Consider the following 25,790-nt stretch of genomic DNA (forward strand, 5'->3'; position numbering starts at 1 on the left):
TTACCTTTTTATTAATCAGTACCTTGAGCAGCTTAATTAACTAATTTTTTTATCTATAAATCATGACAAACAAAATACTCTCTAGGTTCTTAGGAATCTTATTTGTTTTTGGATTAATCGTTGATGTATCAGCGCAAACAAAAACAACTCCAACTAAAGGAGCCCCTCTAAAAAAAGGAGCTATCCAGGACTACAGCAAAGTAGTTACTAAGGATGTTAAAACAGACGAAGGACTGTTTATTGTTCACAAAAAAGATGAGTCTTACTTATTTGAAATCCCAGATTCTTTAATGGGAAGAGAAATGCTTATGGTAACTCGTATTGCCAAAACCGCTAGCGGAATTGATTTTGGTGGACAAAAACTTAGCACACAAGTATTGCGTTGGGAGCAAAATGACAAGAAAATTTTATTGCGTGTTGTTTCTCACAAAATCGTTGCTGACAAAAGTTTACCAGTTCACGAAGCTGTAGCAAACTCTAATTTTGAACCTATTTTATTTGCTTTTCCTATCAAAGCATATAACAAAGACACCAAAGCAACTGTAATTGATGCAACAAGCTTATTTAGCACTGATGTTGCTGCTATTGGTTTCCCTTCTAGAATGAGATCTAGATATAAAATGTCTCGTGTAGATTCTCAACGTTCTTATATTGACAGAATTAGCAGTTACCCACAAAATATCGAAATCAGACACGTAAAAACTTATATTGCAAGTGCAGCTCCATCAAATGGAAATGTTGGGTCTATTTCTTTAGAATTGAGTAATTCTATGATTTTATTACCAAAAGTACCAATGCAACGTCGTTATTTTGATGCTCGTGTAGGTTGGTTTACTAGTTCTCAAACTGATTATGGTTTAGAAGATCAAAAAAGTAAAACAGTTACTTACCTTGACAGATGGAGATTGGAAGTAAAAGATGAAGATATTGAAAAATTTAAACGTGGTGAATTGGTTGAACCAAAGAAGCAAATCGTTTATTATATTGATAGAGCTACTCCAAAAAAATGGGTACCATACATCATGCAAGGTATTAATGACTGGCAAGTAGCTTTTGAAGCGGCTGGTTTTAAAAATGCTATTGTTGCTAAAATTCCACCTACCAAAGAAGAAGATCCAGAATGGTCTCCAGAAGACGTTCGTTATTCTGTAGTTCGTTATTTAGCATCTCCGATTCCAAATGCAAATGGACCTCACGTTAGTGACCCAAGATCAGGAGAAATTTTAGAATCAGATATTAACTGGTATCACAATGTAATGAGTTTATTACAAGGATGGTATTTTGTTCAAACTGCTGCCATCAATCCAGAAGCTCAAATGGTTGGGTTTAAAGATGAAATCATGGGAGAGTTGATCAAGTTTGTATCTTCTCACGAAGTTGGACATACATTAGGATTGCCTCACAACATGGGAAGTAGTTCTGCTTATTCTGTAGAGTCTTTACGTTCTGCTGAGTTTACTAAAAAATTCGGAACTGCACCATCTATTATGGATTATGCACGTTTTAACTATGTAGCACAACCAGAAGATAAAGGAGTTGCATTAATGCCAAACATTGGTGTTTATGACAAATACGCTATTTCTTGGGGATATCGTCCAATTTTAAATGCAGATGCTAATTCTGAAAAAGCAACTTTGGATGCTTGGATTCTTAAGCATGCAGGAGATCCTTTATACCATTTTGGTAGACAATTAGGTGTTGATCCTAGTGCTCAAACTGAAGATTTAGGAGATGATGCTGTAAAAGCGAGTAACTATGGAGTTGCCAACTTAAAAAGAATTGTTCCTAATCTAATCAAATGGACTGGAAAAGATGGTGAAGATTATTCTGACCTAAAAGAAATGTACGGACATGTAATTTCTCAATTTAACAGATACACAGGACATGTTGCCATGAATGTTGGTGGTATATATGAAAATAACAAAACTGCTGATCAAGCAGGAGGAATTTATACCTATGTTCCTAAAGAGCGTCAAATTAGTAGTGTTAACTATTTAATCAAACAAGTTTTTAACACTCCAACTTGGTTAATTAATAAAGAGATCATTGCAAGAACAGAGTTTTCTGGTGTTACAAATCGTATTCAAGGAATCCAAACTAGAGCTTTAGGTAGCTTATTGAATGGTTCTAGAATGGTTCGTATGATTGAAAACGAAACTCTAAATGGTTCTAAAGCATATACTGTTGTATCTATGATGTCTGACATCAGAAAAGGGGTATGGTCAGAAATTTATGCTAATAAATCAATAGACACTTACAGAAGAAATCTTCAAAGAGCTCACATCGCTAGATTGGGGTCATTGATGAAATCTGATTCAGGTGCTTCTGATGTAAATGCTATTATTAGAGGTGAATTAGAAAGAATCAAGCGTGATGTTAAAAAAGCAACTCCAGCAGCTGCTAACACTTTAACGAAATATCACTTAAATGACATCGTAGAAAAAATTGATGTTATTTTAGATCCTAAATAAGAATCTCTTATAAAACAGAAAAGCCTCACCAATTTGGTGAGGCTTTTTTATTTACCATACATGTAGAGCATAAATTAAAACTCTTCCTAAATCTATTTAGTTACCGTCTCTTTCATCATCTAGCTTAAAGGGTTTATCATGAAACTCTTGTATAATTTTAGCAACAGCAGCATCTATATCTTCCTGAACCGTATTGTATTTCATATCAATAGATTTTTTCTCAGGAAACTGCTCTATCTGAACCGTAGTTGACGGAAATGCAAACTCTACTCCTAAGACTTTAGCCAATTTAACAATGGCCATATGCAAGCGATGTTTAGAAGATTGCTCTGTACCCCACTCTAAGGATTTAAAATAGACATTAACCATAATTAGCAAGGCAGAATCACCAAAGCCTGTAAACTCAACATTATAGGACTCTGATCTGGTTTCTGGATGAGCTATAACAAGTTCTCTTACACCTTTAACAAAAGCTTCAATCAAAACCGGAGGCGTATCATAACGTATCCCTAAACTGGTGTTATAACGTCTATACAAACGCAAACCTTTGTTATTGATAACAATCTCAGCTAATTTGCTATTTGGTATTTGATAAATAGAGGTATCTGCCGCACGTACTCTTGTTGATCGAAAACCAACCTCTTCTACGGTTCCAACAACTTCTCCAGTTTCAATCCAATCACCAATATGAAAAGGCTTGTCTAGAAAAATCATTATCGTACCGATAAGGTTACGAACGGTATCTTGTGATGCTAATGCCAATGCCAAACCTCCAATAGAAACTCCTGCAATTACTGTGGTAGGATTAACTCCAAACAGGGTTAATAGTTTTAGACCTCCTAAAAACAATACCAAGCCCGTTAACAGGTTTCGCAAAATAGGCACCAATTGATCATCTAATTTGTTGTGGGTTCTTTCTGTAAATTCTGAATAGATTTTCATCATTACATCCACCAATTTTAAAAAGATATAAATCCAAAAAATAGTTTCTGCAATATTAATGGCTAGAAAAAACCACTTGTTTACGGTTAAACTAAATTGTAGGGATGGAAATACTTTATCTATTAACAACAAAGCCATTAACAAACTAATTGGGTGGGCTAATTTTTTTAATACTTTGTTTATACCAATATTTTTAACGTGAATGATGCTGTATTGAATTTTCAAAAGCACGAAAAAAGCAATTTTTTTAATCACAAAAAAGACCAAGTATGAAAGTGCAAACAGCAAAATCAAGCCCATCAACTGCCAATACTCAATTCCGAATATTTTTTTATTGTCAAACTGAGGTAAAATATTTTGCAATTTCTCTATATACCATGGATACACTTCTTCATAAAGACGGTCCACATTTTGAATGGTTTCTAATGAATAATACCATTTATTATCAACTTTTTCTACATATATCGTCGGCATTCGAAGCGGAAACGGAATGTATTTATGTGGTTTCGCTACCTGAGTGGTATCTGTATAATTTGGATTTCTAGGAACCGTATTAAAATCAATAAACAGACCTTTCCCGTCTAAAATCTTCTTAAGTCTTACAGCCGTTTTTACTGGATCTTTAGTTGCTTTTGGTAAAATACTTTTAGCCGATTTTTCTGGTTCATAAGAATCAGATTGCAAATAATACAAATGCGTATACAGCGTCGCATGTGGGTTTTTTAAATTGACATAGGTTGAATCTTGGGCAGAAATCACTCCAGACAATGACACTAAAAACAGTAATAATACCTTCTTAATCATAAACTTATATTTTGTTAATCCCTTGTTAAAAAACAAAACAAAGTTAAACCTTTTAAAAAATCTATAGTCAAAGAGACAAACAAAATAATAACTTAAAAACAAAAAATATGAAAAATATAGCAAGCATTTTAGTAGTTCTTCTCGCATTCAGTTTTACTGCAGAAGCACAAAGATCAAACAGAGCTAGAATGGGTTCTAACATGAGTCCAGAACAAAGCAGCACATTAACTGCAAAAAAAATGGCTTTGCAATTAGATCTTTCTAAAGATCAGATTAACAAAGTTGCAAAACTCTTTGAAGAAAAAGCAAAGCAACGTGCTGAAGCTGCTCACGAAAGAGCGAAGAAAGTAGCAGACACAAGAATAAAGATTGCAAAAATAAAGAAAGACAGCAAAGACAATGCAGACTTTAAAAAGCGAGTAGTTGCCGAAGTAAAGGATGGAAAAATGCAAAGAAGAGGTACTGCAAGAGGACGATCTGGAGCTGATTTTAACAGCAAAAACAAGGCTTTAGACGCACAACTTGACTTTAAAGCTAAAATAAAGAAGATCTTAACGCCTGTACAATATGAAAAGTTTCAAAAATTATCTAAAACCCGTGTAAAGAAGGCTAAAGGTAAAATGACAAAAAAAAGAATGGCTAAAGGAAAGTCATCAAAAAATAAAAAGAGCAGCCCAAAAAGAACAAGAAGAGCTCGTTAAAAAAAAAGTGTAGTATTTATTTGATTTATTTTGAACACCAAAGCCCAGTAAAGACTTTCTTTATTGGGTTTTACTTTTGGTCAACACTATCAGTAGCCCAACTAGAATAGGTTAAATAATTATCGGCGATTCTATGAATCTCTCCATTAATTAACTCCTCTGAAATATCCTTTACTTTTGTAGCAGGCACTCCAGCATATATACTACCGCTTTTAATATGTGTATTTTTGGTTACCACCGCTCCAGCAGCAATAATAGAATTGCTTTCTACCACACAATCGTCCATAATAATACTGCCCATTCCGACTAAAACATTATCATGAATAGTACAGCCATGTACTATTGCGTTGTGACCTATAGAAACATTGTTTCCGATAGTTGTTGGTGATTTCTGATAGGTAGCATGAATCACTGCTCCATCTTGTATATTTACTTTATTTCCTATTTTTATAAAGTGAACATCTCCTCTAAGAACAGCATTATACCAAATACTACAACCTGACCCTAGACTAACTTCTCCAACAATAGTTGCGTTTTCGGCAACAAAACAATCCGATGGAATCTGAGGGAAATTTCCTTTGATAGCTTTTATAATACTCATTTTAAGACTAGTTTTTGACCGATGTATATTTGATTGCTTTTTAATTTATTCTTTTGTTTTATCAAAGCTACGCTAAGACCGTATTTTTTTGCAATTGAATACAAAGTGTCTCCTTTTTTAACGGTGTGTAGACTGGCAGAATCGGTGGTAATGACTTCAACTTTCTTCTCTTCAACCTCTACAACTACAGGCTCTTTTTTCCATTTTTTGAGATCCCTTTCTTTAACCTTATCAAACTCATAGAGCTTGTAGGTCTCAATTAAAGAAATTAACTTCTGCGGATACTTTCTATCAGTAGCATAGCCTGCTTTTTTTAAACCTTTTGCCCAAGCTTTATAATCATTCCTTTTAATTTTAAACAAAAAGGCATAGCGGTTTCTTGTCGTTAAAAAGTTAGAATGGTCATTAAATGAACTCGACACATATGTATACTTTCTAAAACATTCATCGTCCTCATCATCATCATGAAGTACCTGATCTCCTTCCCAACCGGCATGACATTTAATACCAAAATGATTGTTTGATTTTCTAGCCAATGTACTTCGACCACTTCCAGATTCTAAAATCCCTTGGGCTAGTGTAATACTTGCAGGGATTTTGTATTCATGCATCTTTATCACTGCTAAAGAAGCATAGGTTTTAATATAGTCTAAAGTGTACTTATTTAAATTACTGTTCTTTTTCTTAAGATTTTTAACATGTGAAGCCTGATCAACCGAAGGTAGTTTTTTTAAAGAAACATCTTCTTTTTCTACAATTACTTCAGATTTTGAACTTGATTTTTTTTTCGATTTGACAATCGTTTTTTTCCCTCCGCAACTCAATAAAAAAAACGAGGTAATAAGCATTAAAAAAAACGATTGTAACTTCATAAAACTTGAATAATTTCTTGTTGTTTCTTTGCTAATATTTTATTGTAGCCTTCAATCCCTTGAAGTCCACCTGTATGAATTAACAATACTTTACTGCCTGTTTTCAACTCTTGGTTTTGGATCATCTGTACCAAACCATAAAACATTTTCCCTGTATAAATTGGGTCCAGTTGAATTCCTGTTTCCTTTAAAAACTGGTTCATAAAAGCAATTAATATTGGATCACTTTTAGCATAGCCTCCAAAATGATAGGCGGTTTGCAGGCACCAATTTGTTGTTTTTGAAGTTAATTTTAAAATCTCTTCTTTTAAAAAACTTCCTTTTAAGGCAGGAAAACCAATAACTTGTTGATGTGCTGCTACTGTGTTAATTAAACCAGCTATAGTACCACCAGTACCAACAGCTACACAAATATAATCGAATTTTTTATCTTCGTTTGTTAAAATTTCTTCACAGCCTTTTACTGCCAACATACTTGTACCTCCTTCTGGAATCAAATAGAAGTTTCCGTATCGTTTTTTTAGCTCGTTTAAAAATTGAGGATCTTCTTTTGTTCTGTAGGTTTCTCTATCAACAAAGTAAAATTGCATTCCATTATTCCTTGCCTCTCTTAACGTTGCATTAGTAGAAAAAGTATTTTCTAAATCCTTCGCTAATTCATCGCCTCTAATTACACCAATGGTTTTAAAACCCAATTGCTTTCCCGCAGCTGCTGTTGCGGCTATATGATTAGAGTAAGCGCCTCCAAAACTCAGCAAAGTTGTATGATCTTGTTGTTCTGCCTCTAGAAGTGAATACTTTAATTTCCTGAATTTATTTCCAGATACCATTGGATGTAATTGATCTTCTCGCTTTACATACAGCTCAATAGAACTATCTTTTAAAAAAGAGAGTGTAATGGGTTGATTATGAATGCGCTTTTCATCAATAAACATATCACAATTTAAGAAATATCATCAATTTTGGCAGCAATAGACTCCCAATCCTCCATTAGCGTCTCAAGTTTTGCTTTTTTAGCTTTATACTGTTCAAAGAAATTAGGCTTAGAAGCCGTTCCTTCATAGTCTTGTGCCAACGCCAAATCTTGGGTTTCAATTTCTGATTCTAATTTAGAAATTGAAGCTTCTACTTTAGATAATTGATTGCGTAATTTTTTGATTTCTTTTTCCTCTTCTTTATTGGCTTGCTTCTTAGGGGTTTCTTTCTTGTCAACTTTAACTACCGTTCTTTTTTCAGCCTCTCTAAGGTTCTCCATTTTGTGCTGTTCTAAGAAATAATCAATATCGCCCAAGTATTCTTTAATTTCTTTGTCTTTAAAGCCGTAAACCGTATTGGTTAATCCTTGTAGAAAATCTCTATCGTGAGATACCAGGATAAGGGTTCCTTTAAAATTAAGCAGGGCTTGTTTTAAAACATTTTTTGAAGCAATATCCAAGTGGTTTGTTGGCTCATCCATGATTAAAACATTAAAAGGAGACAACAACAATTTACACAAGGCCAATCGGTTTCGCTCTCCTCCTGACAAGACTTTAGCCTTTTTATCAACGGCATCACCTCCAAACAAGAAAGACCCCAACATGTCTCTAACACGAGCGCGATTACTATCGGTTGCGGCATCTTCCATGATCTGTAAAACTGTTTGCTCAGGTGGTAAATGCTCAGATTGATTTTGAGCAAAATAACCGATTTGTACATTATGCCCAAGTTTTAAATGCCCCTTAAAAGGAATGTCTCCAACAAGCATTTTTGCCAAGGTTGATTTTCCTTGACCATTCTGACCTACAAATGCAATGCGGCTATTTCTTTCTATCAATAAATTTACATTATCAAGAACTAGTTTATCACCATAACTCTTACTCATCTCTTCTGCCTCAACGATAATTTTACCAGGCTCTTTAGATACTGCAAATCGGATGTTCATGGTTGCATTATCGTCTTGATCTACTTCTATACGCTCTACTTTATCCAACTGCTTCATCAGCGATTGTGCCATAGAGGCCTTACTAGCCTTTGCTTTAAACTTATCAATAAGTTGTTGCTTTTGCTTAATCTCTTTATCTTGATTTTTCTGAGCTTGCAACTGTTTTTCTTTGATTTCACCGCGCAACAATAAAAACTCTGAATAGGGCTTTTTATAATCGTAAATCTGACCCAATGAAATCTCTATGGTTCGGTTGGTCACATTGTCTAAAAACATTTTATCGTGAGAAACCAAGACAATAGCACCTGAGTAGCCTTTTAAAAAGTTTTCCAACCAAATTATTGACTCTATATCAAGGTGGTTAGTAGGCTCATCCAACAATAAGATATCATTGTTTTGTAAAAGCAATTTTGCCAACTCGATACGCATACGCCAACCCCCAGAAAAAGTATCTGTTAGTTTGTCAAAGTCTTCTCTTTGAAAACCAAGACCTTGAAGTATTTTCTCGGTGTCTCCTTGATAGTTATATCCACCTAAAAGCTCATAACGCTCTGTTAGCTCTGTTAAATCTACAATTAGTTGATGATAACTTTCACTTTCATAATCGGTACGAGTAGTTAACTGTTCATTTATTTTCTCTAAAGAAAGCTCTATGGCTTTGATTTCTTCAAATGCCTGATAAGCTTCTTCTAAAATAGTTCTTCCTTCTACAAAATCAATATCTTGTCTTAAAAAACCCAGACGAATATCTTTGTCAAATGCCATGGTACCCCCACTGGTTTCAATATCCTTAGACAGGACTTTCAACAAGGTAGATTTTCCTGCTCCATTTTTTCCAATCAGTCCAATTCTGTCTCCCTTATTAAGTTTAAAAGTGATTCCTGAGAATAAATCAGTCCCCATAAAAGTGACTGATAAATTATGTACATTTAACATGAAATTTTTGTATTTTTGATGTGTGCAAAGCTAGGCAAAAAATTACACTCATCATGTTTAAAAAAGGGACAAAACTTTACAGTATTATTAACAACAAATGCCCAAGATGTCAAGAGGGCGATTTCTTTAAACACAAACTAAGTTACGCTCCTACCAAAGTAACCGAACTCCATACACATTGTCCTAATTGCCAATTAAAATACATGATTGAACCTTCTTTTTATTACGGAGCCATGTATGTAAATTACGGAATCACAGTGGGTTTATCTATCGCTGCATTTTTAGCAAGCACCTTATTTTTTGGCGCAAGTTTATTAGAGTCTTTTGCTGCTATCTTTATAGTCTTATTAATTATGATGCCAATCAATCTAAGATTGTCAAGAATATTATGGATTAATATGTTTGTGAGTTATGACCCTAAAGCGGCCAAAGATCAACACTAATCAAATCTTTTGATATCGACTTCTGGATCAAGGTTCTCTCCATTTTCTAAGTGCTCAAAGAGGTTTTTAGCCAATACTGGAGCAATCATAACGCCACGAGTTCCCAAACCATTTAAAACAGCTAATTGCTGAAATTCTGGATGCTTTCCGACCAAAGGTCTTCTATCTTTAACCGTGGGTCTTATCCCTGCTGATTGACTTACAATTGTATAGGGCACCTGTAAAACTTTCTTTAATTTATCCACCAGTTCTATCTTCCCTTCCAGAGTAGGATCTGAGGTTTTATCTTTCCAGTTAAAGGTCGCTCCAACTTTAAAATAATGCCCTCCTAAAGGCAGCACAAACAGTGTTGATTTCAATAAAAAATCAATGGCAAGTTCTGGTGCGTAAATGGTAATTAGCTCACCTTTAGCTTCTTTAATGGGTAGTTCTTTAAAAAATGGATTTTGAAGCACGCCAAAACCTTCACAAAAAACGATACGATTGGCTTCAATGTCTTCATAAGAAAGCCCTTTATCTAGTATTTTGACTGACTGATAATTAAACTTCTCAAAAAATATTTTTGATTCTTTATCAAGGTAATCACGATAGGTCTGAACCAATTTTTCAGTATCAATTCTACCAGAACCTTGTAATTGGCCAAAGCCAAAATCGGCAAGAACGCCATTGTACTTTTGGTGAGAAATGTTTGGGTCCATATACTCAGAAAGCATAGGTTTATCTGCTGCCATAAACCAATTATTTTGGTCCTCTATGCTTTTAAATACCTTTTTAGTAACAAATTTTGTGTCAAACTTTTGATGAAACTTTTGCTCTAAAGAGCTATAGAAAGGTAGGGCAACTTCCAACTGTTCTTTGGCGTTCCAAACAGGTGTAAAACGTTTTAAAATAACAGGATTGTATACACCTCCCGCAACCAACGAAGAGGTTTGAGAAGCGTCCTCAAAAACCACAAATGATTTTTTAGCAGCGATCAATTGTTCAACAAAAGCAAGTCCTGCTAGGCCTAAACCTACGATGATATAATCTACCTTCATTAAAACGCGCTGCGAACTTTAGTTCTTTTTCTTCTTTGACTCTTCTTTTTTTGTATTCTCTTTATTTTTTTTATACGCTTGGTTAATCGCTAAAATTTCTCTCAAGGTTAACTTAGCTGTACTTACTGGTTTATTGGGGTCATAATCCTCTGGAGTAGCATCATCCTTTTTTTTCTTAAACCAAAATACATTTTCTTTTTTCTTGTAGATACTATCAGTCTTAGTCACGTTCTTTTTTAACTGAAAAGTATTTAAGTCACGAGAAATAAACACAGAATTGTTATTGTTTATACTGTTTTCATCGATCTCAGTAGCTATGTATTCTCGGTTAGACAAATAATATTCTAAAGGCAAGGTTTTAAGACTGTTCTTACTATCATATACGGATATTTTAGAAAATTGCTCTTGCAAAGCCGGATAGTACATCCAAAACAACTCATAAATATTATCATCATCTATATTCTGAACACCAAGAGTTTGGATATCTGGCCCCATAGGAGCTATCCCTACTATTATAAAACGCGTTGTAGACTCTATCTTATCAAAATACCAAATTCCTTTTACCAAATAGCCATAAACATCATCTGCTTTCACTTCAAATACATCCGTGTATTCTCCTTTTTTACGAATGTTAGTCAATTTTGATTTTACCTCTTCTACCTTCATTTTTTCTTTAAAATCAGCAGTAAAAAATACATCGGCATTTGGGTTTGTATAAATTTGATTCTTTAAAAAATCAAACAAAGGCTCTAGCTGTGTTTTCCCTTTAGCAGGGTCCACAACTCCAAGAAGACTTTTATTTTCTGGATTAGATAGGTCTATGTATTCCCAAACAATTTTAGACCACAAAAAACGATCTTCATCCAAAAGATCAGAAAGCTCATAGTTTGACTTTCCAAAAGTGTTTGAATTTGCTTTTGTTTGTGATTGCACGTAAGTGTTTCCCATTAGAAACAGCAAGGTGTATATCATTAATTTTTGTTGTAATTTCATAGTTTTAATTTATAATTTCTACACTTATTGGTGAAACTTTTTTTAACTGATATGATGACTTTCCTAGTATTTTTGCTTTGACTTCAAAGATATTAATGATGTCACCTTTTTTTGCTCTTCGAATCAAACTTTTAGATCGCTCATCCATAACGTTTCCAGAAACAAATATGGCTAACTGGCCTGGGACTTTTAATTTAAAACCCGTTACTTCTAGATTTAAATCAAAGACAAAATCTGGCAAACCAGCATCAATTCTAAGACCTAAAACACTCGATTTTGGCAAACTAATCACGCCACTTTCTCCACGAATCATAGTGGTAGCTTCTGGCACATCTTTTACTCTAAATATTTTTTTTGAGCTAACCTTTTTTCCAGATGACAAGACTGCAGAAACATTTACAGAAAGTTCTTTTTCTGCACCTGGACTAATGATATACTTACCAGTACCTACTTTTTTCAACCCCGTAGAAAACACTAAAATATCCTTATCAGCAACTCCGGGTAATGAGACAGAAATTGGATTCTCCAAACCTCTATAAACCACATTCATTTTATCAGCAGAGATAACTGCCTCCGTAGGTTGTGTAATCACAGAGTACACACTACTAAATGAGACATCTGTCGGAACTCCATCTTGAACAAATGAAATCACACCGTTAATATCATGGTTTCCAACGTTCCCAGCTGGCATATCTATAATAACTTGTCCGTCCTTTACATTTTTAGTAATATCAACATCATTTAATAAAACCTTATCAGGTAAAAGCGTAGCATCATATCTACCCAACACGATTTGCCCCGTAACATTTTCTCCAGAAAAATAGGCTGATTTATCAAGACGCACGATTCCTTTATAATTTTTTAAAGAAACTTCATTGTCTAGCTTTCTACCTAAAAGCGCATTTAAAATATCGCTTTCTGTATTCTTTATTTTTGTTTGCAACTGTGTGATGTTAGTGATCGATGCAATCAAAGGAAAACCTCGATAGTGATATACCAACCATTTGATGGTTTTGTTTTCAGAATTTACCTGATCTGCTGCACTAAATCTTTTTTCAATGACAGTTGCTAGACCTGAGTATTCTTGCCCTAACGCTGTTGTTAAACTCAATTGAAAATCGTTCATTTTATCAATAAACTCTTGTCCTTTTTTACTATAACCTTCGCCTCTAAAAAAATAATCATCTAAAAAATTGGATGAGTTCATCAACTCATAATTAGTTGAATCTTTTACCGATAAAAATAAAGTCTTTTTTAAATCAGCTAAATACCCATAGTAGTCTGCAGATATTTCTTTTACCTTATTTAACTTTATTTGTAGTGGTCTATATTTTTCATATTGATCAGAAACTTTGCTATCTAAATTAGCATATAAGCTTTTGTTTTTAAGCGAAGTAGCGTTGTTATAAGCTTCTAGGTCATCTTTTAAGAACCCAAATGCCGAAAGCACCTCTGGACTTAGGTTTATAGCAAGCATCGCTATAAACACTAAATACATTAGGTTTATCATTCGCTGTCTTACTGATGTTTTTTGGTGGGACATAGTCGCTTATTATTTTTTTTCCATCGCTAACAACATTCCTTGATACACTTGATTCAAGGCTTTTAAATTGCTGTTTAATGCGCTTAATTGCTCTTGTACATCTTTTGATTTCTCTACGATGTCTGCATTGATATTTGCATTGTCCGATGATGCTTTTAGGTGTTTTTCAGTCTCGTTGTTTAACGCACTAAAATGAGAAACAGCTGCGGTCATCTGATCGTTGTATTGCTTAATAATAGTATTAATTTGAACAGAATCAGACAGTGCTTCTGAAGCATTGTTTAAGTTTTTAAAATTAGCTGATAACTTTTCTAAAATATCTGCATTTAATGCCACATCTAAAGAGCTTCCTCCTGCTGTTTTATTAGAAATACCCCCTACAGTTTCTTCTTCTGTTTCTGCTTGAACTCCTAAAGCTACTGAGTCATCATTCTTTTCAAAAGCAGACAAGGTAAAAACCAACGCTTCTGCAATCAAACCTACTGTTAACATAAGGCCCCCATTTAATGGACCAATAACAATATGCTCAATTTTAAATAAGGCCCCTAAAATAACGACAGCCGCTCCAATATTGTAAATTTTATCAATATTTCGTCGAATAAAATTCATGATTTTTTTTCCAAACATGCTCTTAATTTTTTATATAATCTCTTACAGTTCTAAACCCAATATAACTTCTAGGAGTGTCTTTGTTTTCAAAATCTCTAGAACCAATTTCTAAAAAGTAATCGACGTCTTTCCAAGATCCTCCTTTGGTAATTTTAGAAGAAGTTGATTTGTCATTCTTAAATGGGTTTACTGAAGACACATTAACGTCTTTTACCAAATTGTAAGAGCTACTAGTCCATTCTGCCACGTTTCCAGACATATTGTAAAGCCCGTAATCATTTGGAGCATAGTGTTTTGCTAGTACGGTATACAAGCCTCTATCTTCTGTATAGTTTCCTTCCTTTGGTTTAAAATTAGCTAAAAAACAACCTTTATCTGTTACAAGAGAATTGGTTCCCCAAGAATATTTAACAGTAACATCCTTACCTCCTTTTGCGGCTAACTCCCATTCTGCTTCTGTAGGCAATCTAAAAGGTGCAATATTAAAACGCTTGCTTTTGGTTGATTCTTCTAAAAATTGATTTTTATAACGGGTTCTCCAATTACAAAATGCAATTGCTTGCTCCCAAGTAACACCAACAACTGGATAATCTAAAAATGCTGGATGAGAAAAATAATTTTTACGCATTGGCTCGTTGCGTGAATCTGTAAAATCCTTTACCCACACTGCTGTATCAGGATAAATGTTTAAGACTTTTTCAATGGTCTTTTTTTGATCATCTCGCGTCTTATATCGGTAGTTTAATTTTGATGGATCAAACCTTCTAATTCCTTTTTCAGTTTGCTCTTTTCTTAGATACAAAGAATCCATAACCTCAACATAATCAACATCTGGAAAACTTTGAGGATTCCAAATAATTGGCACATTCCAATTAAGTTCTTTTGCTTCTTCTAAATCGTCTAAAAAGTAGTAGTTTTCATACATGTATTGATCATATACCGATAACTTTCTTTTTTTAGATTCTTTCTTTTTTAAATACGCATATCTGTAAATACCTCTTCGGTTTTTACTTGGATTTGGATTGTCAGAAAGTAATTCTGCAATTTCCGCTTGTTCAGCCAATTTAGATCGTACTACTGAATCTTTAACCCACTCGATAAACTGTTTGTATTGTCTATTGGTAATCTCAGTTTCGTCCATATAAAATGCACTAACAGACTTGGTTTGTACTTTAACAGAATTATCTATCGGATCTTTTACTTCTACACTCACTGCCCCTTCTGGAATTAAAACCATTCCTAAAGGTTTTTCTGCATACCATTTTGCCTTGGTACTTACACCTGTCAACTCACCGCGATCATTAGAACCACAGCTATACAATATGGTGCTCATTAATGCAACTAGCACAAGGTTCTTCATTGTTAATTTCTTCATCTAATTATTTGATTCAAAATCGTTTCGATTGTTATATTAATTTTCTTAGCGCTTTATACCACCTCTCTGGAATATTTTGATCAGTTGCCTGAACATAATCCTCGTAGGTACATGGTATTAACGCATGTCTTTTGTATTTATTATTTGTAAGAATATTTATCTCCATCCACCATCGTCCACTCTTATCACTTTTGTAAAAATTGATGGGATCATCATTCTCTACCAATACTATAAATTTTTGGTAGTTTTCTACAGTGCAAAATGGATAATCCTTTGCTCTAAAGTTAACGCCTTCTATAAAATACCAGATCATTTGAGCTATCAAATGCGCTGTTTGTCCTGCTTGATCATACTTTGGATTGTATTCATAAATCCCAAAAGAACTCACTTTATCACTGATACCTGCATACCTAGCTATGGCGCAAATTTCTTCTCCGTAAAAACCATTTGGAGATCCGTTATTATTTGCAGGTGCATCGCTTTGGCGCACAGCTCCTATATCTACACTAACAATATCTGCATCTCTCATAATTGGCTCAACTAAGGTTAAATCTTTAACCTGACCAAGTCGATAGGCATCAAAAAACAAGCTGTTTAGAAGATCTAATTCTTCTTGAGAATTGTAATAGGTTTGATATCCTATATTGCTAAAATTAAATAGATTGTTTGGGCTGTCCATCACAATCTTACTCAAATAAGATCTAGAGTTTAAAGCATCTTCTGCTCCTCCAATATCAAACTTAGCGTCTACAGCAACCAAATTTACGGTCTGCTCAAGAGCATCATAAGCTCTATAATTTGCATACGTAATGTCCTGACCGCCACCAATTAATACTGGAATAATATTGTTTTTAATTAGGTAAGCACAGAGCGTCTTAACAGCAAAATAAGTATCTTCTGTAGTCGCTCCTTTTTGAATGGTTCCTAGATCTGCAATCTTGGTGTGCCAATTTCCTGGATACAATTGGTATAGGTGTTTTCGAATTTCAAAAAATTGCTCACCAGTATGAAGATTGTCTACAGAGTTTCTATCCTCCTCAATACCAAAAATAGCCACCTCTACAGTTTCTAAATCAGGAAAACCCTGTTGCTCTGAATAGATCTGAATAGTTCTACCAAAACTCTGAGCAGATTGCAATACAAGATGCGCTATAAGAGAATCTTTTACTGGTTTTAAAAAATCGAATATCATTCGTTTAGGATCGCTTATAAATAGGGTACAATATAACTAATTGTTACTTCTTTTTTGTAGTTTTTTTCTTAGCTACTTTCTTTTTAGCTGCTTTCTTCTTTGGGGCTTTGGCAGCAATCATTTCTTCTACTTGCTCTAAGGTCAATTCTTCTGCCTTGGTAGTTTTAGGAAGCTCTATTTTTATTTTTCCTTTTAAAATATTAAATCGACCCCAACGTGCCTTTTCTACACGAATTCCTGCATCTTGCCAATCGTGAATCAATTTATCCTTTTCTTTTTGTTTTTTATCTTCGATTAGATTTTCTAAATCAGCTTGAGATAAATTGTCGAAATCATATTTCTTATTGACATTGATAAACATAGAGTTCCATTTGATAAAAGGACCAAAACGACCAACACCTTTTTGAATTGGTAAATCTTCATAGGTACCAATAGGCGCATCTGCTTTTTGCTTAGCTCTAATTAGCTCTTCTGCTCTTTCCAAATCTACAGACATTGGGTTTTCACCTTTGTCTAGAGACACATACATACTACCAAACTTAATATAAGGTCCAAAGCGACCATTTGATACTAAAACCTCTTCATCTTGAAAAGTTCCAAGAACTTTTGGAAGCTTAAACAAATCCATTGCCTGCTCATAGGTAATAGAAGTTAAGGTTTGATCTCCTTGTAAACTTGCAAACTTCGGTTTTTCTTCATCCGTTGCTTCTCCGATTTGAACCATGGCACCAAAACGTCCTAAACGAGCGTAAACATTTTTTCCACTTTCAGGGTCAATTCCTAACAAACGCTCTCCCTTAGCTCTTTCTGCATTTTCTGCAACATCTTCTACCGTAGGGTGAAAAGTATTGTAAAAATCTTTAATCATCGCAATCCAATCTTCGTTTCCTTCTGCGATTTCATCAAAATCTGATTCTACTTTTGCTGTAAAACCAAAATCTAAAATATTAGAAAAATTCTCAACCAAAAAGTCATTCACTACGTTTCCAATATCTGTAGGCACTAACTTTCCTTTGTCTGAACCTACTTTTTCTGTCAAAGTTTTTGTTGAAATTTCTTCATTTTTCAAACTCATTTGCTCGTAGTTTCTCTCTACGCCTTCTATGACTCCTTTCTGAACATAATCTCTACGTTGTATGGTTGAAATGGTTGGTGCATAGGTTGACGGTCGTCCAATACCTAACTCTTCCATTCTTTTTACCAAAGCAGCCTCTGAATAACGATAAGGCGCTTTTGTATATCTTTCTGTTGCAGTGATTAGCTGATTGTTTAACTGCTCTTCTACTTGCATCATTGGCAGCATACCATCTTGCTCATCATCTTCATTGTCCGTACCTTCTAAGTATACTTTTAAAAACCCTTCAAAAGTAATTACCTCTCCACTAGCTGTAAACACTTTAGCGTTTTTGGTGTTTTTAATTTTTACGGCTGTTCTTTCTAAAATAGCATCACTCATTTGCGAAGCTAGAGTTCGTTTCCAGATTAAACTATACAAACGATCTTGATCATAATCAACAGAAACTTCACTTCTACTCATTTCTGTGGGTCTAATAGCCTCGTGAGCCTCTTGAGCTCCCTTTGATTTGGTTGCAAAACTTCTAGGCTTGCTAAAAGCTGCTCCATATGATTTTGTAATTTCTTCTTGAGCAGCTGCTTTTGCATCTTCAGATAAGTTTACACTATCTGTTCTCATATAAGTTATCAAACCTGCTTCGTATAAACGCTGTGCCATCATCATCGTTTTTGCAACAGGAAACCCTAATTTTCTAGAAGCTTCTTGTTGTAGGGTTGATGTTGTAAATGGTGCTGCTGGGCTCTTTTTGGCAGGCTTTTTCTGTAGATCATCTACATAAAAATCAGCCCCTAAACAGGATGCTAAAAAAGTTTCTGCGTCTTTTTTCTTTGTAAAATTTTTTGGTAGTTTGGCTTTAAATGATTTCCCTTCTGAATTTACAAACTCTGCATCAACTCTATAAGATGCCTCAGGGACAAAACTTTCAATTTCACGCTCGCGTTCTACAATTAAACGGACTGCAACAGATTGGACTCTACCAGCAGACAAACCTCCTTTAACCTTTCTCCACAAAACTGGAGACAATTCATAACCAACCAAACGGTCTAAAACTCTACGAGCTTGCTGAGCGTTCACTAAATTGTAATTAATTTCTCTTGGATTCTCTACAGCATTTAAAATTGCTTTCTTAGTAATTTCATGAAAAACAATTCTTTTAGTTTGATCACTTTTTAAATTCAACTGCTCAGTTAAATGCCACGCAATAGCCTCTCCTTCTCTATCCTCATCACTTGCCAACCAAACCATGTCTGATTTCTTAGCCAAGTCCTTTAGCTTTTTTACCAAAGCTTTTTTGTCTGAAGAAACTATATAGTTTGGCAAAAAATCTCCATCTACATTTATCCCAAGCTCTTTGGAAGGCAGATCTGCAATATGCCCAAAACTTGATTCTACTTGAAAATCTTTACCTAAAAATTTTTCGATTGTTTTTGCTTTAGCCGGTGACTCTACGATTACTAAATTCTTTGCCATACATCTTAAAATTGAACAATTCTACTCAACTGAACTTGTAAAATTGGACTGCAAAAGTAGTTAGTTTTTTTTAATTTTAATTTTTTTAGGCATTTTCCCTTATAAAAAGCAAGAAATACCACGTTAAATTTCTGCCAATTTGTCACGAATTTTAGTTTTTGGTCGTATATTTGCCTTTCATTTTAGCATGAATATGGAATCGATAGAAAAGACAATGGATGAATCAAAACAAGGTCAAGCACTTGTTTTAGAAAATAAAATAGGCAATACCAAAAAGCTTTTTATAGAAAGTTATGGCTGTCAAATGAACATGAGTGATAGTGAAATTGTTGCGTCAATCCTTGGCGAGCAAGGTTTTAACACTACACAAAACCTAGAAGATGCTGATTTGGTTTTGGTAAACACTTGTTCTATTAGAGAAAAAGCTGAGCAGACTGTTAGAAAGCGCCTTGAAAAATACAATGCTGTAAAAAAGATAAACCCAAAGATGAAAGTTGGGGTTTTAGGATGTATGGCAGAAAGGCTTAAAGAAAAGTTTTTAGAAGAAGAAAAAATAGTTGATCTAGTCGTTGGTCCTGATGCCTATAGAGATTTACCTAACCTTTTAGAAGAAATTGATGCTGGTAGAGATGCTGTAAATGTTATCTTATCTAAAGATGAAACCTACGGAGACGTTTCACCAGTTCGTTTAAACACCAACGGAGTTTCTGCTTTTGTTTCTATTACAAGAGGCTGTGACAATATGTGTACCTTTTGTGTGGTTCCCTTTACTAGAGGGCGCGAAAGAAGTAGAGACCCAAGAAGCATCCTTGAAGAAATTCAAAAATTATCAGACGACAATTATAAAGAGATTACACTGTTAGGTCAGAATGTAGATAGCTACCTATGGTATGGTGGTGGCTTAAAGAAGGATTTTAAAAAGGCAACAGAAATGGAGCAAGCTACCGCAGTAGATTTTGCTCAATTATTAGACCAGTGCGCTACTCGATTTCCAAAAATGAGATTGCGCTTTTCTACATCAAATCCACAAGATATGAGCCTGGATGTTATCCATGTAATGGCCAAACACAAGAACATCTGCAAATACTTACACTTACCTGTTCAAAGTGGTAGCAATACCATGCTAAAGGCCATGAACAGACAGCATACTAGAGAAGAGTACATGCAATTAATAGACAATATCTTAAAAATAGTCCCAGAGATGTCTTTTTCTCAGGATATGATTATAGGCTTCTGTGGAGAGACTGAAGAAGACCACCAAGACACTTTGAGTTTGATGGAGCATGTAAAATACGATTTTGGTTTTATGTTTGCCTATTCTGAAAGACCTGGTACATTGGCAGCAAAAAAATTGCCAGATGATGTGCCTTTTGCAGTTAAAAAGCGTCGGTTACAAGAAGTAATTAATCTGCAATTAAAACACAGTTTATACAGAACTCAACAACATGTTGGCAAAATTGAAGAGTTTTTGATTGAAGGTTCTTCAAAAAAATCAGACTTACATTGGAAGGCAAGAAATACGCAAAACACCGTTGTTGTTTTTCCAAAAGAAAATTACAAAGTTGGTGATTTTGTCAATGTAAAAGTAGAAGATTGTACCTCAGCAACTCTTATTGGAACTGCAGTGGGCTACTCTGAGAACAATTAAGTTAAACAATACAGCTACAAAGCCACAAAGTTACCCACATTAACTTTGATCTTTAGGAAGGCTGAAACTATACAAAAATGGAAAACTTACAAATCATTAAACAACGTTTCGGTATTATTGGTAATGATGCGATGCTTAATAGAGCATTAGAAAAAGCGGTTAGAGTTGCTCCTACTGACATTTCTGTTTTGGTTACTGGAGAAAGCGGTGTTGGAAAAGAAAACATCCCTAAGATTATCCATCAACTATCACATAGAAAGCACGCAAAATACATTGCAGTTAACTGTGGGGCGATTCCAGAAGGAACAATTGACAGCGAGTTATTTGGACATGAAAAAGGTGCTTTTACAGGAGCTTCTGCAAGTAGAAAAGGTTATTTTGAAGTAGCTGACGGAGGAACTATCTTTTTAGATGAGGTTGGTGAGCTACCATTAACCACTCAGGTTCGCTTATTAAGAGTATTAGAAAATGGTGAGTTTATCAAAGTAGGATCTTCTCAAGTACAAAAGACCAACGTCCGAATTGTTGCAGCGACCAATTTAAAAATGGAACCTGCCATTGGTAAAGGAAAATTTAGAGAAGATCTATACTATCGTTTAAGCACAATAGAAATTGCCTTACCACCCCTTAGAGAACGAAAAGGAGACATCTCATTATTGTTTAGAAAGTTTGCTTCAGATTTTGCTCAAAAATACAGCATGCCAACAATCAGACTGGATGAAGATGCTACAAAAATGATTGAGAACTATCGGTTCCCAGGAAACATTCGTCAACTGAGAAATATCGCTGAACAAATTTCTGTCGTAGAAGAAGTTCGAATGATTACGCCGCAAAAATTGTTACATTATTTACCAAACGGCTCTGGAAACTTGCCTGCTATCATCAATGATTCTGGACATTCAAAAAGTGATTTTTCTACAGAAAGAGATATCATGTACAAGATTCTTTTTGATATGAGGAATGACATTAATGATCTTAAAAAACTAACCTTAGATCTATTAAAGAACGGTAGTATTGAAGATCTTCAAGAAGAAAATCACAAATTGCTAGAAAAGATTTACGAAGAACAAATACACAACACCAACTCTGGAAATGTTGAAGTGGTTCAAATTCCAAAAAACAAGAGTTCTGAAACTAGTAAATCATATGATTATATAGAAACCATAGAAGAAGATGAGTCTTTATCACTTCAGGACAAAGAAATTGAGATGATTAAAAAATCATTAGAAAAAAACAGCAACAAAAGAAAGCTCGCTGCCAAAGAATTAGGAATCTCAGAGCGAACTCTGTATCGAAAAATCAAACAATACGATTTATAACAAGGCTTTTGCCATGAAAATTGTTACTTTTAACTCAACTATGAAAATTACACGAACTCTTTTTAGTTTACTTACTATATGCTTCTTACTCTCTAGCTGCGGAATTTATAATTTTACAGGTGGAGACACTGGAAAAGCAAAAACAATTCAAGTTGATTTTTTTAGAAACGTGGCCCCTTTAATTGAGCCTTCATTAAGTCAGAAGTTTACGGTAGACTTTCAAGACCTGTTTCTTCGACAAACTAATTTAAGCTCAGTAAAATCTGATGGGGATATACATTTTGAAGGAGAAATCACAGGCTACACTATTGTTCCTATGAGTGCAACTGCTGATCAAGCTGCTGCACAAAACAGGCTAACCATTACGGTCAATGTTCGCTACACAAATCGTTTTATAGAAAAGGACAATTTTGAAAGAAGCTTTTCTTTTTATTATGATTATCCTGCAAATACACAATTAATTGGAAGTGCACTAGAGACAGCTTTTAATGAGATTATTCCTAGAATAACTCAAGATATTTTTAATGCTTCAATTGCAAAATGGTAAACGGATTATGACAACAAAGGCTTTTGTACATCTCTTAGAACACCCAAATACAATTGGCAAAGAAGAAACAAAATCTCTAAAAAAGATTGTTGACGCATACCCTTTTTTCCAAGCTGCGAGAGCGCTACACTTAAAAGGCTTACAAAAACAGGAAAGCTTTAGGTATAATAATGAACTAAAACGCACCGCAGCATTTACAACAGATAGAAGTATTTTATTTGATTTTATCACAAATGACAATCAAACACAAAAAGAAGCGCCTGTTCAAAAAATAGCAAACACAACAGCAGTTAAAACAACAGACTCAGAAAACCTAGACCTAAGCTTAGGCAAACCAATTCCTTTTACCGCAAATGAAACACATTCATTTAATGAGTGGCTACAACTGGCATCATATAAAACAATTGATCGCAGTGTAAAACAGCCATCCAAAGCAAAAGAGAAAAGCACAATTATAGAAAATTTCATTAAACACAATCCAAAAATCATTCGGATTGACAAGCAAACCGAGACGGTTGTTAAAGTTACAGAAAACAAGGCAAGCTCTCACTTAATGACTGAAACCCTTGCAAAGGTATACCTGGAACAGAAAAAATATGAAAACGCAATAAAAGCGTATGAAATTTTAAGTTTGAAATATCCAGAAAAAAGTGGTTTCTTTGCAGACCAAATTAAAAGAATCAGAATTTTACAAAACAATAAATCATGACGTATACATTATTTTTAATTTTAATATTGGTTGTTGCAGTAGCACTAATATTAATTGTTTTAGTTCAAAACCCTAAAGGAGGAGGATTATCTTCATCTTTTGGTGGTGGTGGTGCTCAATCTATGGGAGGAGTTCAAAACACAAATAGCTTTTTAGACAAAGCTACTTGGACTTTGGCTATTTCTATGTTTGCTTTAATTTTATTGGCAAATTTTGCAATTCCAAGAGCAAACAGTGTTAACAATCCTCAATTAGAGCAAACACTTCAAAATGTTCAAACTACAACGCCAGTTCAAAGCGCTCCCTTAACTCAAGATAGCGTGAACTAAACGTCACAAAACATATAGTATAAAAATGCCAACGTAAATGACACGTTGGCATTTTTTTTAGAGTAAAATCACATTGTTAGACTAGAGATTAGAAAATTTGTCAGACTTCTATAATTGGCATAATTTCTGTCTATAAAGAGAACAGTATTAACAAGTAACCTTCCTGTTTTTTTCAACAGGTTATAAAATTTATAAACACATGAAACTAAACATTAAACCATTAGCAGACAGAGTTCTTTTAGAACCAGCAGCAGCGGAAACTAAAACCGCCTCTGGGTTGATTATTCCCGACAATGCAAAAGAAAAACCACAAAAGGGAACTGTTGTTGCAGTTGGGAAAGGAACCAAAGACGAACCTATGACCGTAAAGATTGGTGACACTGTTTTGTATGGGAAATACGCTGGCACCGAACTAAAATTAGAAGGAAATGATTATCTAATGATGAGAGAATCTGATATCCTCGCAATTATTTAATCCAACTTTTTTCTAGCAAAAGAGTTTATAATTAATACAATTAAAAGTAACTAGCATATCGGTATCAACCGACAAAACAAAAACTAAACATACCATGGCAAAAGATATAAAATTTGATATTGAAGCACGCGACGGTTTAAAACGTGGTGTAGACGCATTGGCTAACGCTGTAAAAGTAACCTTAGGTCCAAAAGGACGTAATGTAATTATTTCGAAAGCATTTGGAGCTCCAACAGTAACTAAAGATGGTGTTTCTGTTGCCAAAGAAGTTGAATTAGAAAACCCATTAGAAAACATGGGTGCACAAATGGTAAAAGAGGTTGCCTCTAAAACCAATGATTTAGCTGGAGACGGAACAACAACCGCTACTGTTTTAGCACAAGCTATCGTAAAAGAAGGACTAAAGAATGTTGCCGCTGGAGCAAATCCTATGGATTTAAAACGCGGTATTGATAAGGCCGTACTTGCCATTGTTAAAGACTTAGACAAACAATCTCAAAAAGTAGGGAATTCATCAGAAAAAATCAAACAAGTTGCAGCGATCTCTGCCAACAATGACGATGTTATTGGTGATTTAATCGCTACTGCTTTTTCAAAAGTTGGAAAAGAAGGAGTGATTACTGTAGAGGAGGCAAAAGGAATGGAAACCTACGTTGATGTTGTAGAAGGAATGCAATTTGACAGAGGGTATTTATCTCCATATTTTGTTACTGATGCAGATAAGATGATTGCAGATTTAGAAAATCCATATATCTTATTATTTGACAAAAAGATTTCAAATCTCCAAGAAATTCTTCCAATCTTAGAGCCAGTTGCTCAATCTAGCAGACCTTTATTAATTATCGCAGAAGATGTAGACGGACAAGCCCTTGCAACACTGGTAGTTAATAAATTACGTGGTGGATTAAAAATTGCAGCTGTTAAAGCTCCAGGTTTTGGAGACAGAAGAAAAGCAATGTTAGAAGACATCGCTATCTTAACAGGAGGAACGGTAATATCTGAAGAAAGAGGCTTCTCATTAGAAAACGCAACTTTAGACTTATTAGGAACTGCTGAAACTGTAACTATTGACAAAGACAATACAACAATTGTAAACGGTTCTGGAGATGCCAAATTGATCAAAGCTAGAGTAAATCAAATTAAAGCTCAAATAGAAACTACAACCTCTGATTACGACAAAGAAAAATTACAAGAACGCCTAGCGAAGTTGGCTGGTGGAGTAGCTGTTTTATATGTTGGTGCTGCTTCTGAAGTAGAAATGAAAGAGAAAAAAGACCGAGTTGACGATGCCTTGCACGCTACTAGAGCTGCCGTTGAAGAAGGAATCGTTGCTGGAGGTGGTGTTGCTTTAGTGAGAGCTAAGAAAGTACTAGAAAAACTAACTGCTGACAACTTAGATGAGGTAACCGGAATTCAAATTGTTGCACGCGCTATAGAATCTCCTTTGAGAACTATTGTTGAGAATGCTGGAGGAGAAGGATCAGTTGTGATCAACAAAGTATTAGAAGGTAAAAAAGACTTTGGTTATGACGCTAAATCTGATGAATATGTAGACATGCTAAAAGCAGGAATTATAGATCCTAAAAAAGTAACAAGAGTAGCTTTAGAGAATGCTGCCTCTGTTGCAGGTATGATTCTTACAACTGAGTGTGCCTTGATTGACATCAAAGAAGACAACGCTGGCGGAGCAATGCCTCCAATGGGTGGCGGAATGCCAGGAATGATGTAATACACATCACAAGCAATCATAAAAAAACCTCGAGATATCTCGAGGTTTT

Annotated in this window: 22 protein-coding genes; 10 read left to right on the plus strand and 12 right to left on the minus strand. The window is 34.7% G+C overall.

Translation table 11 applies throughout. The annotated features are described in order from the left end of the window. Positions 1–62 precede the first annotated feature (62 nt). Positions 63–2,471: a zinc-dependent metalloprotease gene (locus WHC90_RS05935; protein ID WP_340820520.1), complete on the plus strand. Its 2,409-nt coding sequence runs from the start codon at positions 63–65 to the stop codon at positions 2,469–2,471. A 96-nt stretch (positions 2,472–2,567) separates the two neighbouring features. Here the strand turns inward: WHC90_RS05935 and WHC90_RS05940 are convergent, their stop codons facing one another. Further along, entirely contained in the window at positions 2,568–4,217 is a 1,650-nt protein-coding gene (locus WHC90_RS05940) for a mechanosensitive ion channel family protein (protein WP_229664873.1), read from the minus strand. 107 nt (positions 4,218–4,324) lie between these two features. On the opposite strand from WHC90_RS05940, the gene WHC90_RS05945 reads away from it, so the two are divergent. Beyond that, the gene (locus tag WHC90_RS05945; protein WP_188597567.1) at positions 4,325–4,918 is read left to right on the plus strand and encodes a hypothetical protein; all 594 of its coding nucleotides are present in this window, start codon (positions 4,325–4,327) and stop codon (positions 4,916–4,918) included. A 70-nt stretch (positions 4,919–4,988) separates the two neighbouring features. Here WHC90_RS05945 and WHC90_RS05950 read toward each other — a convergent pair whose 3' ends face one another. Genes WHC90_RS05950 through WHC90_RS05965 form a run of 4 tightly spaced genes read right to left on the minus strand, consistent with a single transcriptional unit; the run spans position 4,989 to position 9,248 of the window. Next, positions 4,989–5,519, minus strand: coding sequence for a gamma carbonic anhydrase family protein (locus WHC90_RS05950; RefSeq protein ID WP_188597568.1), 531 nt, complete (start codon positions 5,517–5,519; stop codon positions 4,989–4,991). Continuing rightward, positions 5,516–6,391, minus strand: coding sequence for a glucosaminidase domain-containing protein (locus tag WHC90_RS05955; RefSeq protein WP_188597569.1), 876 nt, complete (start codon positions 6,389–6,391; stop codon positions 5,516–5,518). Before WHC90_RS05955 ends, WHC90_RS05950 begins: the two co-directional genes overlap by 4 nt. Next, positions 6,388–7,326: a 1-aminocyclopropane-1-carboxylate deaminase/D-cysteine desulfhydrase gene (locus WHC90_RS05960; RefSeq protein WP_188597570.1), complete on the minus strand. Its 939-nt coding sequence runs from the start codon at positions 7,324–7,326 to the stop codon at positions 6,388–6,390. The genes WHC90_RS05955 and WHC90_RS05960 overlap by 4 nt, the downstream gene beginning before the upstream one ends. Before the next feature lie 8 nt (positions 7,327–7,334). Then, positions 7,335–9,248 carry an ABC-F family ATP-binding cassette domain-containing protein gene (locus WHC90_RS05965; RefSeq protein WP_188597571.1) on the minus strand — a complete coding sequence of 638 codons (1,914 nt, stop codon included), beginning with the start codon at positions 9,246–9,248 and terminating at the stop codon, positions 7,335–7,337. 53 nt (positions 9,249–9,301) lie between these two features. On the opposite strand from WHC90_RS05965, the gene WHC90_RS05970 reads away from it, so the two are divergent. Further along, positions 9,302–9,691: a DUF983 domain-containing protein gene (locus WHC90_RS05970; RefSeq protein ID WP_188597572.1), complete on the plus strand. Its 390-nt coding sequence runs from the start codon at positions 9,302–9,304 to the stop codon at positions 9,689–9,691. Here the strand turns inward: WHC90_RS05970 and WHC90_RS05975 are convergent. From WHC90_RS05975 to topA, 7 genes are read right to left on the minus strand one after another with little or no spacing between them, the layout of a single operon-like run. Continuing rightward, positions 9,688–10,728, minus strand: coding sequence for an NAD(P)/FAD-dependent oxidoreductase (locus WHC90_RS05975; protein WP_188597573.1), 1,041 nt, complete (start codon positions 10,726–10,728; stop codon positions 9,688–9,690). The genes WHC90_RS05970 and WHC90_RS05975 overlap by 4 nt on opposite strands. An 18-nt stretch (positions 10,729–10,746) precedes the next feature. After that, positions 10,747–11,721 (minus strand): gliding motility protein GldN, encoded by a 975-nt coding sequence (gene gldN, locus WHC90_RS05980; protein WP_188597574.1) that lies wholly within the window; start codon positions 11,719–11,721, stop codon positions 10,747–10,749. Between the two features lie 4 nt (positions 11,722–11,725). Further along, positions 11,726–13,264 carry a gliding motility protein GldM gene (gene gldM, locus WHC90_RS05985; protein WP_188597575.1) on the minus strand — a complete coding sequence of 513 codons (1,539 nt, stop codon included), beginning with the start codon at positions 13,262–13,264 and terminating at the stop codon, positions 11,726–11,728. 9 nt (positions 13,265–13,273) lie between these two features. Beyond that, positions 13,274–13,891 (minus strand): GldL-related protein, encoded by a 618-nt coding sequence (locus WHC90_RS05990; RefSeq protein WP_188597576.1) that lies wholly within the window; start codon positions 13,889–13,891, stop codon positions 13,274–13,276. Positions 13,892–13,895: 4 nt separating this feature from the next. Beyond that, entirely contained in the window at positions 13,896–15,248 is a 1,353-nt protein-coding gene (gene gldK, locus WHC90_RS05995; RefSeq protein WP_229664875.1) for a gliding motility lipoprotein GldK, read from the minus strand. Positions 15,249–15,279: 31 nt separating this feature from the next. Next, entirely contained in the window at positions 15,280–16,440 is a 1,161-nt protein-coding gene (locus WHC90_RS06000; protein ID WP_188597577.1) for a formimidoylglutamase, read from the minus strand. A gap of 43 nt (positions 16,441–16,483) precedes the next feature. Continuing rightward, positions 16,484–18,985: a type I DNA topoisomerase gene (gene topA / locus WHC90_RS06005; RefSeq protein WP_188597578.1), complete on the minus strand. Its 2,502-nt coding sequence runs from the start codon at positions 18,983–18,985 to the stop codon at positions 16,484–16,486. A gap of 193 nt (positions 18,986–19,178) precedes the next feature. Between topA and miaB the strand changes: the two genes are divergently transcribed. From miaB to groL, 7 genes are all read left to right on the plus strand, one after another. Beyond that, positions 19,179–20,633: a tRNA (N6-isopentenyl adenosine(37)-C2)-methylthiotransferase MiaB gene (miaB, locus tag WHC90_RS06010; protein ID WP_188598573.1), complete on the plus strand. Its 1,455-nt coding sequence runs from the start codon at positions 19,179–19,181 to the stop codon at positions 20,631–20,633. A gap of 77 nt (positions 20,634–20,710) precedes the next feature. Continuing rightward, on the plus strand, positions 20,711–21,952 hold the full coding sequence (locus WHC90_RS06015) for a sigma 54-interacting transcriptional regulator (protein WP_188597579.1): 1,242 nt from the start codon (positions 20,711–20,713) through the stop codon (positions 21,950–21,952). Positions 21,953–21,992: 40 nt separating this feature from the next. Beyond that, positions 21,993–22,499 carry an LptE family protein gene (locus WHC90_RS06020; RefSeq protein ID WP_188597580.1) on the plus strand — a complete coding sequence of 169 codons (507 nt, stop codon included), beginning with the start codon at positions 21,993–21,995 and terminating at the stop codon, positions 22,497–22,499. 7 nt (positions 22,500–22,506) lie between these two features. Further along, a complete protein-coding gene (locus WHC90_RS06025) occupies positions 22,507–23,208 on the plus strand; it encodes a hypothetical protein (protein ID WP_188597581.1) in 702 nt (233 codons plus the stop codon). Beyond that, a complete protein-coding gene (gene secG, locus WHC90_RS06030; protein WP_188597582.1) occupies positions 23,205–23,537 on the plus strand; it encodes a preprotein translocase subunit SecG in 333 nt (110 codons plus the stop codon). The genes WHC90_RS06025 and secG overlap by 4 nt, the downstream gene beginning before the upstream one ends. Positions 23,538–23,736: 199 nt before the next feature. Beyond that, positions 23,737–24,012, plus strand: a complete 276-nt coding sequence (locus tag WHC90_RS06035) for a co-chaperone GroES (protein ID WP_188597583.1) — start codon at positions 23,737–23,739, stop codon at positions 24,010–24,012. 94 nt (positions 24,013–24,106) lie between these two features. Further along, positions 24,107–25,741, plus strand: coding sequence for a chaperonin GroEL (gene groL, locus WHC90_RS06040; protein ID WP_188597584.1), 1,635 nt, complete (start codon positions 24,107–24,109; stop codon positions 25,739–25,741). Positions 25,742–25,790: the final 49 nt, after the last annotated feature.

The sequence above is a fragment of the Polaribacter pacificus genome (assembly GCF_038024035.1).
Lineage (GTDB): Bacteria > Bacteroidota > Bacteroidia > Flavobacteriales > Flavobacteriaceae > Polaribacter > Polaribacter pacificus.

What these genes read in the sequence shown, in the direction of transcription:
- gldM (WP_188597575.1), bottom strand. Translation starts at nt 13,264, where the DNA reads ATGTCCCACCAAAAAACATCAGTAAGACAGCGAATGATAAACCTAATG.
- WHC90_RS05970 (WP_188597572.1), top strand. Translation starts at nt 9,302, where the DNA reads ATGTTTAAAAAAGGGACAAAACTTTACAGTATTATTAACAACAAATGC.
- groL (WP_188597584.1), top strand. Translation starts at nt 24,107, where the DNA reads ATGGCAAAAGATATAAAATTTGATATTGAAGCACGCGACGGTTTAAAA.
- gldN (WP_188597574.1), bottom strand. Translation starts at nt 11,721, where the DNA reads ATGAAATTACAACAAAAATTAATGATATACACCTTGCTGTTTCTAATG.
- WHC90_RS05935 (WP_340820520.1), top strand. Translation starts at nt 63, where the DNA reads ATGACAAACAAAATACTCTCTAGGTTCTTAGGAATCTTATTTGTTTTT.
- WHC90_RS05950 (WP_188597568.1), bottom strand. Translation starts at nt 5,519, where the DNA reads ATGAGTATTATAAAAGCTATCAAAGGAAATTTCCCTCAGATTCCATCG.
- WHC90_RS05990 (WP_188597576.1), bottom strand. Translation starts at nt 13,891, where the DNA reads ATGTTTGGAAAAAAAATCATGAATTTTATTCGACGAAATATTGATAAA.
- WHC90_RS06020 (WP_188597580.1), top strand. Translation starts at nt 21,993, where the DNA reads ATGAAAATTACACGAACTCTTTTTAGTTTACTTACTATATGCTTCTTA.
- WHC90_RS05965 (WP_188597571.1), bottom strand. Translation starts at nt 9,248, where the DNA reads ATGTTAAATGTACATAATTTATCAGTCACTTTTATGGGGACTGATTTA.
- WHC90_RS05975 (WP_188597573.1), bottom strand. Translation starts at nt 10,728, where the DNA reads ATGAAGGTAGATTATATCATCGTAGGTTTAGGCCTAGCAGGACTTGCT.
- WHC90_RS06000 (WP_188597577.1), bottom strand. Translation starts at nt 16,440, where the DNA reads ATGATATTCGATTTTTTAAAACCAGTAAAAGATTCTCTTATAGCGCAT.
- WHC90_RS06015 (WP_188597579.1), top strand. Translation starts at nt 20,711, where the DNA reads ATGGAAAACTTACAAATCATTAAACAACGTTTCGGTATTATTGGTAAT.
- WHC90_RS05945 (WP_188597567.1), top strand. Translation starts at nt 4,325, where the DNA reads ATGAAAAATATAGCAAGCATTTTAGTAGTTCTTCTCGCATTCAGTTTT.
- WHC90_RS05960 (WP_188597570.1), bottom strand. Translation starts at nt 7,326, where the DNA reads ATGTTTATTGATGAAAAGCGCATTCATAATCAACCCATTACACTCTCT.
- gldK (WP_229664875.1), bottom strand. Translation starts at nt 15,248, where the DNA reads ATGAAGAAATTAACAATGAAGAACCTTGTGCTAGTTGCATTAATGAGC.
- WHC90_RS05940 (WP_229664873.1), bottom strand. Translation starts at nt 4,217, where the DNA reads ATGATTAAGAAGGTATTATTACTGTTTTTAGTGTCATTGTCTGGAGTG.
- topA (WP_188597578.1), bottom strand. Translation starts at nt 18,985, where the DNA reads ATGGCAAAGAATTTAGTAATCGTAGAGTCACCGGCTAAAGCAAAAACA.
- WHC90_RS06025 (WP_188597581.1), top strand. Translation starts at nt 22,507, where the DNA reads ATGACAACAAAGGCTTTTGTACATCTCTTAGAACACCCAAATACAATT.
- secG (WP_188597582.1), top strand. Translation starts at nt 23,205, where the DNA reads ATGACGTATACATTATTTTTAATTTTAATATTGGTTGTTGCAGTAGCA.
- miaB (WP_188598573.1), top strand. Translation starts at nt 19,179, where the DNA reads ATGGAATCGATAGAAAAGACAATGGATGAATCAAAACAAGGTCAAGCA.
- WHC90_RS05955 (WP_188597569.1), bottom strand. Translation starts at nt 6,391, where the DNA reads ATGAAGTTACAATCGTTTTTTTTAATGCTTATTACCTCGTTTTTTTTA.
- WHC90_RS06035 (WP_188597583.1), top strand. Translation starts at nt 23,737, where the DNA reads ATGAAACTAAACATTAAACCATTAGCAGACAGAGTTCTTTTAGAACCA.